General features: G+C 76.9%; 12 protein-coding genes. 11 read left to right on the top strand and 1 reads right to left on the bottom strand.

What is annotated here, in order from left to right; all coding sequences use genetic code 11:
• Nucleotide 1 precedes the first annotated feature (1 nt).
• From recG to smc, 11 genes are all read left to right on the top strand, one after another.
• On the top strand, nt 2-2,188 hold the full coding sequence (gene recG, locus ACI798_RS04575) for an ATP-dependent DNA helicase RecG (RefSeq protein WP_457047349.1): 2,187 nt from the start codon (nt 2-4) through the stop codon (nt 2,186-2,188).
• 79 nt (nt 2,189-2,267) lie between these two features.
• The gene (gene rsmD, locus ACI798_RS04570; protein ID WP_457047348.1) at nt 2,268-2,822 is read left to right on the top strand and encodes a 16S rRNA (guanine(966)-N(2))-methyltransferase RsmD; all 555 of its coding nucleotides are present in this window, start codon (nt 2,268-2,270) and stop codon (nt 2,820-2,822) included.
• Nucleotides 2,819-3,307 (top strand): pantetheine-phosphate adenylyltransferase, encoded by a 489-nt coding sequence (coaD, locus tag ACI798_RS04565; RefSeq protein ID WP_456940160.1) that lies wholly within the window; start codon nt 2,819-2,821, stop codon nt 3,305-3,307. Before rsmD ends, coaD begins: the two co-directional genes overlap by 4 nt.
• Entirely contained in the window at nt 3,304-3,993 is a 690-nt protein-coding gene (locus ACI798_RS04560) for a hypothetical protein (RefSeq protein WP_456940159.1), read from the top strand. Before coaD ends, ACI798_RS04560 begins: the two co-directional genes overlap by 4 nt.
• A gap of 124 nt (nt 3,994-4,117) precedes the next feature.
• Entirely contained in the window at nt 4,118-4,744 is a 627-nt protein-coding gene (locus ACI798_RS04555) for a YceD family protein (RefSeq protein WP_456940158.1), read from the top strand.
• A 2-nt stretch (nt 4,745-4,746) separates the two neighbouring features.
• Nucleotides 4,747-4,926 (top strand): 50S ribosomal protein L32, encoded by a 180-nt coding sequence (rpmF, locus tag ACI798_RS04550; protein WP_089402499.1) that lies wholly within the window; start codon nt 4,747-4,749, stop codon nt 4,924-4,926.
• Nucleotides 4,927-4,937: 11 nt separating this feature from the next.
• The gene (gene rnc / locus ACI798_RS04545) at nt 4,938-5,714 is read left to right on the top strand and encodes a ribonuclease III (RefSeq protein ID WP_457047347.1); all 777 of its coding nucleotides are present in this window, start codon (nt 4,938-4,940) and stop codon (nt 5,712-5,714) included.
• A gap of 3 nt (nt 5,715-5,717) precedes the next feature.
• Nucleotides 5,718-6,593, top strand: a complete 876-nt coding sequence (mutM, locus tag ACI798_RS04540) for a bifunctional DNA-formamidopyrimidine glycosylase/DNA-(apurinic or apyrimidinic site) lyase (protein WP_456940156.1) — start codon at nt 5,718-5,720, stop codon at nt 6,591-6,593.
• Nucleotides 6,590-6,865 (top strand): acylphosphatase, encoded by a 276-nt coding sequence (locus ACI798_RS04535; protein ID WP_456940155.1) that lies wholly within the window; start codon nt 6,590-6,592, stop codon nt 6,863-6,865. The genes mutM and ACI798_RS04535 overlap by 4 nt, the downstream gene beginning before the upstream one ends.
• A 151-nt stretch (nt 6,866-7,016) precedes the next feature.
• On the top strand, nt 7,017-7,208 hold the full coding sequence (locus ACI798_RS04530; protein ID WP_456940154.1) for a hypothetical protein: 192 nt from the start codon (nt 7,017-7,019) through the stop codon (nt 7,206-7,208).
• 79 nt (nt 7,209-7,287) lie between these two features.
• Nucleotides 7,288-10,860, top strand: coding sequence for a chromosome segregation protein SMC (smc, locus tag ACI798_RS04525; protein ID WP_457047346.1), 3,573 nt, complete (start codon nt 7,288-7,290; stop codon nt 10,858-10,860).
• 31 nt (nt 10,861-10,891) lie between these two features.
• On the opposite strand, the gene ACI798_RS04520 is transcribed toward smc, so the two are convergent.
• Nucleotides 10,892-11,707, bottom strand: a complete 816-nt coding sequence (locus tag ACI798_RS04520) for an endonuclease/exonuclease/phosphatase family protein (RefSeq protein ID WP_457047345.1) — start codon at nt 11,705-11,707, stop codon at nt 10,892-10,894.
• Nucleotides 11,708-11,709: the final 2 nt, after the last annotated feature.

Here is an 11,709-nt window from a genome sequence, read left to right as displayed (position 1 = left end):
GATGGCGGTGACCCTCGACACCGACCTCGCGCGCGTGCTCGGCGCCAAGACGGCCAAGGCGATGGCCGAGTCGCTCGGGCTGCGCACCGTCCGCGACCTGCTGCGCCACTACCCGCGCCGCTACGCCCGCCGCGGCGAGATGACCCGGCTCGACGACCTGCAGGTCGGCGACCGCGTGACCGTGCTCGCGCAGGTCCGGCGGGTGACCAGCCGGCGGATGCGCAACCGGCCCGGCACCCTCACCGAGGTCACCGTCGGCGACGGCGCCGGCGAGATGCAACTGGTCTTCTTCAACCGGAAGTTCGGGAAGCTGGAGGAGGGCGCCTGGGGGCTGTTCGCCGGCACGGTCGGCGAGTACCGCCGGGCCAAGCAGTTCGCCCACCCGGACTTCCACCTGATCACCGGCGACGACGACGAGGACTGGGCCCGCGCGCTCATCCCGATCTACCCGGCGAGCAAGGACGTCTCCAGCTGGGTGATCCAGAAGTCGGTGCGGCTGCTGCTCGACGCCTCCGGCGGCTTCGGCTTCGTCGAGGACCCGCTGCCGGAGGACCTGCGCCGCCGCCACGGGCTGCTGAGCCTCCCCGCCGCCCTGCTCGACGTGCACCGCCCCACCAGCGACGAGGACGTCGAGCGCGCCGAGGAGCGCCTGAAGTGGGACGAGGCGCTGGTCCTGCAGCTGGTGCTCGGCGCCCGCCGGCGGGCTGCGGCCCTGGAGCCGGGCACCGCCCGCCCGCGCCGGAGCGGCGGCCTGCTCGACGCCGTCGACGCCGCGCTGCCCTTCGAGCTGACCGAGGGGCAGCGGCAGGTGGGGGAGGAGCTCGCCGCCGAGCTCGCCCGCGACCACCCGATGCACCGGCTGCTGCAGGGCGAGGTCGGCTCGGGCAAGACCGTCGTCGCGCTGCGGGCCATGGCGCAGGTCGTCGACGCCGGCGGGCAGGCCGCGCTGCTGGCGCCCACCGAGGTCCTCGCCGCGCAGCACGCCCGCAGCATCGGGGCGATGCTCGGCCCGCTGGCCCGCGCCGGCGAGCTGGACGGCGACCCCGCGGGCACGCGGGTCGTGCTGCTCACCGGCTCGCTCAAGGCCGCCGCCCGCCGCGCCGCCCGCGCCGCGGTGGCCGACGGCAGCGCCGGGATCGTCGTCGGCACCCACGCGCTGCTGCAGGAGGGCGTCGAGTTCGCCGACCTCGGCCTGGTCGTCGTCGACGAGCAGCACCGCTTCGGCGTGGAGCAGCGCGACGCGCTGCGCGCCAAGGGCAACCGGCCGCCGCACGTGCTGGTCATGACCGCCACGCCGATCCCGCGCACCGTCGCGATGACCGTCTACGGCGACCTGGAGACCTCCGTGCTGCGGCAGCTGCCCAGCGGCCGCGGCGGCGTGGCCAGCTCGGTGGTCCCCGTCAGTGACCGGCCCGCGTGGCTCGACCGCGCCTGGGAGCGGCTGCGCGAGGAGGTCGCCGCCGGGCGGCAGGCCTACGTCGTCTGCCCGCGGATCGGCGACGAGGACGCCGGCAGCGAGGACGAGCCCGACGAGGCCGACGCCCCGGAGGAGAGCGGCGGCGACGGCGACCGGCGCCCGCCGCTGGCGGTCCTCGACGTCGCCGAGGCGCTCGGCGAGGGGCCGCTCGGCGGGCTGCGGCTGGCGGTGCTGCACGGCCGCATGACGCCCGAGGCCAAGGAGGCGACCATGCGGGCCTTCGCCGCCCGCGAGGTCGACGTCCTCGTCGCCACCACCGTCGTCGAGGTCGGCGTGGACGTGCCCAACGCCACCGTCATGGTCGTCATGGACGCCGACCGCTTCGGCGTCAGCCAGCTGCACCAGCTGCGCGGCCGGGTGGCCCGCGGCAAGCACCGGGGCCTGTGCCTGCTGGTCACCGAGGCCCGGGAGACGACGGCGACCGGGCAGCGGCTGGCCGCGGTCGCCGGCACCTCCGACGGCTTCGAGCTCGCCCGCGTGGACCTCGAGACCCGCCGCGAGGGCGACGTCCTCGGCGCCGCGCAGTCCGGGCGGCGCTCCACCGTCAAGCTGCTGTCCCTGCTCGAGGACGAGGAGCTCATCGCCACCGCCCGCGCCGAGGCGACCGCGCTGCTGGCCACCGAGCGCGGGCTGGCCGACCACCCGGGCCTCGCCGCCGAGGTGGCGGCGCTGGCCACCGACGAGCGCTCGGGATACCTCGAGAAGGCATGAGGAAGGACCCCCTGCCCCCCGCCACTCGCGAGCTCGCGGCGGGACCCTGCAAGGGGCCGTCGACGTCCGGGACGGGCCAGTGACCAGACTGATCTCCGGGGTGGCCGGGGGGCGGCGGCTCAGGGTGCCGCCCAGCGGGGTGCGCCCCACGGGCGACCGCGCCCGCGAGGGGCTGTTCAACAGCCTCGGCACCCTGCTCGACCTCGACGGCGCCGCCGTCCTCGACCTCTACGCCGGCTCCGGCGCGCTCGGGCTGGAGGCGCTCTCCCGCGGGGCGGCGCAGGTGGTGCTGGTCGAGAACGGCCCCCGGGTGCTGCCGGTGCTGCGCGCCAACGTCGCCGCCGTCGGCCTGCCCGGGGCGCGGGTGGTCGCCGGGTCGGTGCCCACCGTCGTCGGCGGCGCGCCGCCGGCCCGCTTCGACCTCGTGCTCGCGGACCCGCCCTACGCCGTCCCCGCCGAGGAGGTGCGCGGCGTGCTGAGTGCGCTGGTGACGGGGGAGTGGCTCGCCCCGGACGCGGTGGTCGTCGTCGAGCGCTCCTCCCGCGAGGAGCCCTGGGAGTGGCCGACACCCCTCACCGGGATCCGCGACCGCCGCTACGGGGAGGCGTTGCTCCGGTACGGTCGCCTCCCGTGAGGCGAGCGGTCTGTCCCGGGTCGTTCGACCCGGTCACCAACGGCCACGTCGACGTCATCACCCGGGCCGCCGCGCTGTACGACGAGCTCGTGGTCGCCGTCCTGGTCAACCCCGGCAAGGCCGGGCTGTTCTCCGTCGACGAGCGCATGGAGCTGCTGCGCGAGGCGGTCGCCGACCTGCCCAACGTCGTCGTCGACAGCTTCAGCGGCCTGCTCGTCGACTACTGCCGCAGCCACGACATCCCGGTGGTGGTCAAGGGCCTGCGGGCGGTCGGCGACTTCGAGTACGAGCTGCAGATGGCGCAGATGAACCGCGAGCTGGCCGGCGTCGAGACGCTGTTCGTGCCCACCGCGCCGCAGGTCGGCCACCTGTCCTCCAGCCTGGTCAAGCAGATCGCCACCTTCGGCGGCGACGTCTCCCGGCTGGTGCCCAAGGCGGTCCTCGAGCGGCTGCTGGCCAAGCGCGACGACGGGGCGCAGCCGTGACCGAGGTCGTCTACCGGCTCTACGAGGTCGTCGACGAGCTCAGCCGGGTCATCGAGAACGCGCGCAGCGTGCCCATGTCCGGCTCCTGCATGGTGCCGCGCGACCACCTGCTCGACCTGCTCGACGACCTGCGGGAGAACCTGCCCGAGGAGGTGCACGCGGCCGGCGCGATCGTCGAGCAGCGCACCGAGATCCTCGAGCAGGCGCAGGCCGAGGCCGAGCAGCTGACCGGCCGCACCCGCGAGGAGGCCGACCGGCTGGTCGCCGCCGCCCGCCGGCAGCGCGAGGAGGTCCTCGGCACCGCCCGGCGGCAGCGCGACGAGCTGCTGGCCCGCGCCCAGGCCGAGGCCGAGGACCTGCTCGCCCAGGCGGAGGCGGAGGCCGACCGGCTGGTCGCCGAGGCGCAGGCCCACCACGAGGCGGTGCTCGCCGACGCGCAGGCGCAGCACGCCGAGGTGCTCGCCGCCGCGCAGGCCGAGCACGAGCGGCTGGTCACCGAGACCGAGGTCTACCGCGGCGCGGTCGCCCGCTCCGACGAGCTCGGCGCGCAGACCGTCGCCGAGGTCAACCGGATGCGCGCCGAGGTCGACGAGTACGTCGACACCCGGCTGGCCGACTTCGGCACCACCCTCGAGCGGATGCTGCGCTCGGTGGAGAAGGCCCGCGAGACGCTGCGCGAAGCGTAGGCCGGGGGACGTCCCGGCGGCCGGACGGCGTCGGCGCAGGATCGGGTAGTCTCGGTTGCTGGTCCGACCACCGGTGTCCGTGCCCGGCCGGATCCCCTCCCACCTGACGACCGCGAGTACCGACATGCCTGCCGCACCTGCCGACCGCCGCCCCGGCGCCGCGTCCCCCGACGCCCGGCGCCCCGCTGCCGACCCCTGGGCCGTGGAACTGCGCGAGCTCGGCCGCCGCCCGGGCTCGATGCAGGAGCTCGACCGCACCATCCCGGCCCCCGAGGGCTGGCGGCTGGAGATGATCGGCGTCCCCGGGGGCGCGCCGGTCCACCTGCGGCTGCGGCTGGAGTCGGTGATGGAGGGCGTGCTGGTCTCCGGCGACGTCGAGGTCCCGGTCGAGGGCCAGTGCGCCCGGTGCCTGGAACCGGTCGAGGACACCTACGACCTCGACGTCCAGGAGCTGTTCGCCTACCCGGGCAGCACGACCGAGGCCACCAGCGAGGAGGACGAGGTCCGCCTCGTCGAGGGCGAGCGCATCGACCTGCAGCCGATGGTCCGCGACGCCGTCGTCCTCGCCCTGCCGCTCTCGCCCACCTGCACCGAGGACTGCGCCGGCCTGTGCTCCGGCTGCGGCCAGCGCCTCGACGACCTGCCGGACGACCACTCGCACGAGCTGGTCGACCCCCGCTGGGCCGGCCTCGCCGGCCGTTTCACCACCGGAGCGGTCACCGACCGTCCGGGCGACCCTGAGGAGAACTGACCGTGGCCGTCCCGAAGCGGAAGATGTCCCGCGCCAACACCCGCGCCCGCCGGTCGCAGTGGAAGGCGAGCGCTCCCACGCTCGCCCCCTGCCCGAACCGCGCCTGCGGCCAGCTCAAGCCGCCGCACCAGGCCTGCCCGAACTGCGGCCAGCACGCCGGCCGCCAGGTCCTCTCGGTCTGACCCGGCACGACGTGGGCAGCGCCGCCCGCCCGCCGGTCGTCCCCGACGGCGGCTCGCCGGCGGGGCCCGCGCACGCCGACACCGCGGCCGCCTGGCTGCTCGACGCCCTCGGCGTCGAGCTGCCCGGCGGCCTGCTGGCGTTGGCGCTGACCCACCGCTCGTACGCCTACGAGCACGGTGGCCTGCCCACCAACGAGCGGCTGGAGTTCCTCGGCGACGCGGTGCTCGGCCTCGTCGTCACCGACGAGCTCTACCGCAGCCAGCCGGACCTGCCCGAGGGCCGGCTGGCCAAGCTGCGCGCCTCCGTGGTCAACATGACCTCGCTGGCCGGGGTCGCCCGGCGGCTCGGCGACGGCGGCCTGGGGCCGCACCTGCTGCTCGGTCGCGGCGAGGAGACCACCGGCGGCCGGGAGAAGGACTCGATCCTCGCCGACGCGCTCGAGGCGCTGATCGGCGCGGTGCACCTGGGCCGCGGCCTGGACACCGCGGCGGCGATCGTGCACCGGCTGTTCGACCCGCTGCTGGTCGAGTCCGCCACCCGCGGCGCCGGCCTGGACTGGAAGACCAGCCTGCAGGAGCTCGGCGCCGCCCGCGGCCTGGGCGCCCCCGTCTACGACGTCACCGACGAGGGCCCGCCGCACGCGAAGACCTTCACCGCCGCGGTGTCGCTGGCCGGCGTCGTCCGGGGCAAGGGCACCGGCCGCACCAAGAAGGCCGCCGAGCAGGAGGCCGCCGAGGCCGCCTGGCGCGCCGTCTCCGCCGACGCCCCCGCGGCCGCCGGGAACTGACCCGTGCCCGAGCTGCCCGAGGTCGAGGTGGTCCGGCGCGGCCTGGAGCGCTGGGTCGCCGGGCGCACCGTGGCCGCCGTCGAGGTGCACCACCCGCGCGCGGTCCGCCGGCACCTCGAGGGCGCCGAGCACTTCGTCGAGGCGCTGACCGGCCGCACCTTCAGCGCCGCGCACCGCCGCGGCAAGTACCTGTGGCTGCCGCTGACCGAGGCCGACGGCACGCCCGCCGGCCGGGCGATGGTCGCCCACCTCGGCATGAGCGGGCAGCTGCTGGTGGAGAAGCGCTCCCAGCCCGACGAGACCCACCTGCGCGCCCGGTTCACCTTCACCGACGGCGGCCGCGAGCTGCGCTTCGTCGACCAGCGCACGTTCGGCGGGCTGGCGGTCGAGGACGCCGACGGGGAGAGCATCCCGACGCGGCTGGCGCACATCGCCATCGACCCGCTGGACGCCTCGTTCGACGAGGCCGGCTTCAGCGCCGCGCTGCGCCGCCGGCGCACCGAGGTCAAGCGCGCGCTGCTGGACCAGACGCTGATCGGCGGGGTCGGCAACATCTACGCCGACGAGGCGCTGTGGCGGGCGCGGCTGCACGGCAACCGCCCCACCGACCGGCTCACCCGCGCCCAGGTCACCGACCTCCTCGACGGCGTGCGGGACGTGCTGACCGAGAGCCTGGCGCAGGGCGGCACCTCGTTCGACTCGCTCTACGTCGACGTCAACGGGCAGAGCGGCTACTTCTCCCGGCACCTCGCCGTCTACGGCCAGGCCGACCGGCCCTGCCCGCGGTGCGGGACGCCGATCGTGCGGGAGTCCTTCATGAACCGGTCCAGCTACAGCTGCCCGCAGTGCCAGCCACGCCCGCGCGCGAGGCGGGCGTGAGCGGGGTCGTGCGGGTGCGCGTGCTCGTCTCCGGGCACGTGCAGGGCGTCGGCTACCGCTGGTTCGTCCGCGGCCTCGCCGAGGCGGCCGGGCTGTCGGGCTCGGCGCGCAACCTCCCCGACGGGCGCGTCGAGGTCGAGCTGGAGGGACCGGCCGACGACGTCCGCGCCGTCGCCGCCGCGCTGAGCGGCCCGAACGCCCCTGGCCGGGTGACCGGGACGGTGCAGGAGGACCGCGTGGTGCAGGGAGCGCGTGGCTTCACCACCACGTGACGAAGCCGACATCCCCCCGACACGATGAGTCTCCAGCCTGGACGTTGACCTGCGTCTCCGGGGCTGTCACCCTGGGGACACCGAGCCCGCGCCGACCGACCTCCCGGGGCGGCGGGCACACCCTCTCGCTGTCGGAAAGGCCGTTTCCGCCATGGCCAAGGCCCTCTTCGGTTCCGTCGTGTCCCCCGCGGAGCTCCGCGTATTCGAGGAGAACGCGGTCCTGCGTGCCAGGGTGCGCCGCCTGGAGCAGGAGCTGACCGAGCTGCGGGCCCAGCGGGAGGTCGCCATCGCCCACGAGCTGATGAGCCTGACCGGTGACAACGCCGAGCCGGCCCTGGCCTGAGCGCGTTCTCCACCCCACCAGCACCACCCGCTTCGTCCGCCCCGGCGCATCCCCCCGGGGGGACTAGGCTGCCGAGTCCGTGCACCTGTCCAGCCTGACGCTCAAGGGCTTCAAGTCCTTCGCGTCCCCGACGACGCTCCGGCTGGAGCCGGGCATCACCGCCGTCGTCGGCCCCAACGGCTCGGGCAAGTCCAACGTCGTCGACGCCATCGCCTGGGTCCTGGGCGAGCAGGGCGCCAAGTCGCTGCGCGGCGGCAAGATGGAGGACGTCATCTTCGCCGGCACCGCCGGCCGCCCGGCGCTGGGCCGGGCCGAGGTGACCCTCACCATCGACAACGCCGACGGCGCGCTGCCCATCGACTACACCGAGGTCTCGGTCACCCGCCGGATGTACCGCTCCGGCGAGAGCGAGTACGAGATCAACGGCGACAAGGTCCGCCTCCTCGACGTCCAGGAGCTGCTCAGCGACGCCGGCATCGGCCGCGAGATGCACGTCATCGTCGGCCAGGGGCAGCTCGACGCCGTGCTGTCCGGCCGCCCCGAGGACCGGCGCGCGTTCATCGAGGAGGCCGCCGGCGTCCTCAAGCACCGCAAGCGCAAGGAGAAGGCGCTCCGCAAGCTCGACGCGATGCAGGCCAACCTGGACCGGCTGGCCGACCTCACCGCCGAGCTGCGCCGTCAGCTCAAACCGCTGGGCCGCCAGGCCGAGGTCGCCCGCCGCGCCGCCGGGGTGCAGGCCGAGCTGCGCGACGCCCGCCTGCGGCTGCTCGCCGACGACCTGGTGGGCCTGCGCGACGCCCTGGCCAAGGACGTCGCCGACGAGACCGCGGCCCGCGAGCGGCGCGCCGTCGTCGAGGCCGAGCTGGGGGAGGTCTCGACGCGGGAGAGCGCGCTGGAGGCGGCGCTGGCCGCGGACGCGCCGCGGCTGGGCGCCGCGCAGGACACCTGGTACCGGCTGTCGGCGCTGACCGAGCGGTTCCGCGGCATCGCCCAGCTCGCCGCCGAACGGCACCGCCACCTGTCCGCCGCCGGGCCCGCCCCCACCGGCGGCCGCGACCCCGAGCAGCTGGAGGCCGAGGCCGACCGGGTCGCCGCGACCGAGACCGAGCTGGCCGCCGGGCTGGAGGCCGAGCGCGGCCGGCTGGCCACCGCCGTCGCCGCCCGCACCGGGCTGGAGGAGGAGCTGGCCGCCGAGGAGCGCGCCTGGGTGGCCGCCACCCGCGCGCTCGCCGACCGCCGCGAGGGCCTGGCCCGGCTGTCGGGCAAGGTGGCCGCCGGGCGCTCGCGCGCCGCCGCAGGGCAGGCCGAGGTGGAGCGGCTGGCCCAGGCTGCCGCCGAGGCCGCCGCGCGGGCCGAGGCCGCCGAGGCGCGGCTGGCCGAGCGACGGGCGGGCGCCGCCGACGCCGACGACGAGGACGTCGCGCTGGTCACCGCGCACACCGACGCGGTCGCCGCGCACACCGCCGCCGCACGCACCGTCACCGAGCTCGCCGACGCCGAACGCGCCGCCGAGCGCGACCGCGCCTCCTGGGCCGCCCGCCGCGACGCGCTCGCCCTCGGCCTGGCCCCCGCCGACGGCGCGGCCGCCGTCCTCGCCTCGGGCCTGCCCGGCGTCGTCGGGCCGGTCACCGACCGGATCACCGTGGCGCCCGGCGCGGAGGTGCCGCTGGCCGCCGCGCTCGGCGGGCTGGCCGAGGCCGTCGTCGTCACCGGGGTCGCCGAGGCGGCCGCCGTGCTCGCGCAGCTGCGCGACACCGACGCCGGCCGCGCCGGGCTGCTGGTCACCGGCGGCCCGCCGCCGCTGCCGCGGGAGGGCTGGCCGGCGCTGCCCGAGGGCCTGTCCTGGGCGCTGGACCTGGTCGAGGCGCCCGCGGAGCTGCACCCGGCGCTGGCCCGCGCGCTGGAGCGGGTCGCCGTCGTCCCCACCCTCGACGCCGCCCGCGCGCTGGTCGCCACGCACCCCCGGGTGCGCGCGGTCACCGCCGACGGCGACCTCGTGGGCGCCGACTCCGCCACCGGCGGCGCGACGAACGCGCCCTCGGGCCTGGAGGTGCGCGCCCGGGTCGACGAGGCCGAGCGCGAGCTCGCCGCCGCCAGCGACCGCGCCGCGGACCTCGCCGACCGGCTGGCCGCCGCCCGCGAGACCGCCCGCGCCCGCTCGGCCGACGTCGACACCGCGCTGGCCGCCCGCCAGGCCGCCGACCGCAGCCGCTCCCAGCTGGCCGCGCACCTCGCCGAGCTCGGGGCCGCGGCCCGGTCGGCCGCCGCCGAGGCCGAGCGCTCGGACGCCGCCCGGCGCCGCGCCGAGCGCGCGCTGGGGGAGTCGCAGGCCGGCCTCGCCGAGCTCGAGGCCCGGCTCGCCGAGGCCGAGGCCGCGCCGGTCGAGGAGGAGCCGTCGGCCGAGCAGCGCGACCGGCTGCGCCTGGAGGTGGCCGCGGCCCGGCAGGCCGAGACCGAGGCCCGGCTGGCGGTGCGGACGGCGGAGGAGCGGGCCCGCGCGCTGTCCGGGCGCGCCGACGCGCTGCGCCGGCAGGCCCGGCAGGAGCGGGCCGCCCGCGAGCGCGCCGCGGCCGCCCGGCTGGCCCGCCGCCGCGGCGCGGAGGTCGCCGCCCGGGTGCGCGCCGGCGCCGAGGAGGCCCTCACCGCGCTGGCCGGCTCGCTGACCCGCGCCGCCGCCGAGCGCGACGAGCTGGCCCGGCAGCGCACCGCCCGCGAGGCCGAGCTGCTGGAGGTCCGCACCCGGGTCCGCGCGGCGACCGCCGAGCTGGAGCGGCTCACCGACGAGGTGCACCGCGACGAGGTCGCCCGCGCCGAGCAGCGGCTGCGCATCGAGGCGCTGGAGGAGCGGGCCGCCGAGGAGTTCGGCGTCGACCTGCCCACGCTGGTCGCCGAGTACGGGCCGGCCGCGCCGGTGCCGCCGACCCCGGCGCAGGTCGCCGACGCCGAGGCCGCCGGGGAGCCCGAGCCCGCCGCCGTGCCCTACGACCGCGCCACCCAGGAGCGCCGGGCCGCCCGCGCCGAGCGGGACCTCACCACCCTCGGCAAGGTCAACCCGCTGGCCCTGGAGGAGTTCGCCGCGCTCGAGGAGCGGCACACCTTCCTCGCCACCCAGCTCGAGGACCTCAAGGCCACCCGCCGGGACCTGCTGACCGTCGTCCGCGAGGTCGACGGGCGCATCCACGACGTGTTCGCGTCCGCGTTCGCCGACGTCGCCCGCGAGTTCGAGGGCGTCTTCGCCACCCTGTTCCCCGGCGGGCAGGGGCGGCTGGTGCTCACCGACCCCGACGACATGCTCACCACGGGCGTGGAGATCGAGGCCCGCCCGCCGGGCAAGAAGGTCAAGCGGCTGTCGCTGCTGTCCGGCGGCGAGCGCTCGCTGACCGCCGTCGCGCTGCTGGTGTCGATCTTCCGCGCGCGGCCGTCGCCGTTCTACGTGCTCGACGAGGTCGAGGCCGCGCTCGACGACGTCAACCTCGGCCGGCTGCTCACCCTCGTCGAGCAGCTGCGGGCGACGTCGCAGCTGATCGTCATCACCCACCAGAAGCGGACGATGGAGATCGCCGACGCCCTCTACGGCGTGAGCATGCGCGGCGACGGCATCACCGGCGTGATCAGCCAGCGCCTGCGGGAGCCCGACGCCGCCTCGGCCTGACCCGGGCGGCAGGAACGGCCGGTCCTGCCGCTCAGACGCCGGAGGGGACCAGCAGGTCGACGACGAGCGGCAGGTGGTCCGAGGCACCGGCGCCGTCGAGGACGCGCGCCCCGGCGACCTGGATGCCCGGGGTCACCCACACCTGGTCGATGCGCGCGTGCGGGGCGCGGGCGGGGTGGGTGAGGCCCTCGTCGCGCTGCCAGAACCGCCACCGTGCCTGGTCCCCGCGCTCGCCGGCGACCTCCCAGGCGTCGGTGAACCGCTCGCGCAGGCCGGCGAGCTCGGGGGCGTCGGGAGCGGCGTTGAGGTCGCCGACCAGCACGCCGGTGGCCATGGGCTCGGTGGTCAGCGTCGCCAGCAGCTCCACCTGCTCGGCGCGCTCGGCCGCGGACCGGGTCGTCAGGTGGGTGGTGGTCACCCACAGCGCGCCGCCGTCGAGCTCCACCAGGGTGCGCAGCGCGCTGCGCGGCTCGCCGCTGCCCGGCAGCGGGTGGACGTCGCTGACCAGGATCGGCAGCCGGGACAGCAGCGCGTTGCCGTACTGACGCCGCGGCGCGTCCCCGGGGCGGGGCTCGTCGATCGCCGGGCCCCACGCCAGCTGCATGTCCAGCGCCCGGGACAGCAGCAGCGCCTGGTCGACGTCCTCGCTGCGCTCGCCGAAGTGCCGGTCCACCTCCTGCAGGCAGACGACGTCGGCGTCGGCGGCGGCGAGCACCTTCGCCAGCCGCGGCAGGTCGTGCCGCCGGTCGTCGCCCACGCCGTGGTGGGTGTTGAAGGTGACCAGCCGGACGGGGATGGGTGGCTGGTCGGGCCCGGGGGCCGGCTTCTGACCACGGGGATCGGTCACCC

Source organism: Geodermatophilus sp. SYSU D01045 (assembly GCF_054050295.1).
Note: the sequence above shows the minus strand (reverse complement) of the source record. Positions and strands in the feature narration are given on the sequence as shown.

Excerpts from the sequence above, each read along its gene's own strand:
- ACI798_RS04530 (WP_456940154.1), top strand. The coding sequence starts at position 7,017 with ATGGCCAAGGCCCTCTTCGGTTCCGTCGTGTCCCCCGCGGAGCTCCGC.
- ACI798_RS04555 (WP_456940158.1), top strand. The coding sequence starts at position 4,118 with ATGCCTGCCGCACCTGCCGACCGCCGCCCCGGCGCCGCGTCCCCCGAC.
- recG (WP_457047349.1), top strand. The coding sequence starts at position 2 with ATGGCGGTGACCCTCGACACCGACCTCGCGCGCGTGCTCGGCGCCAAG.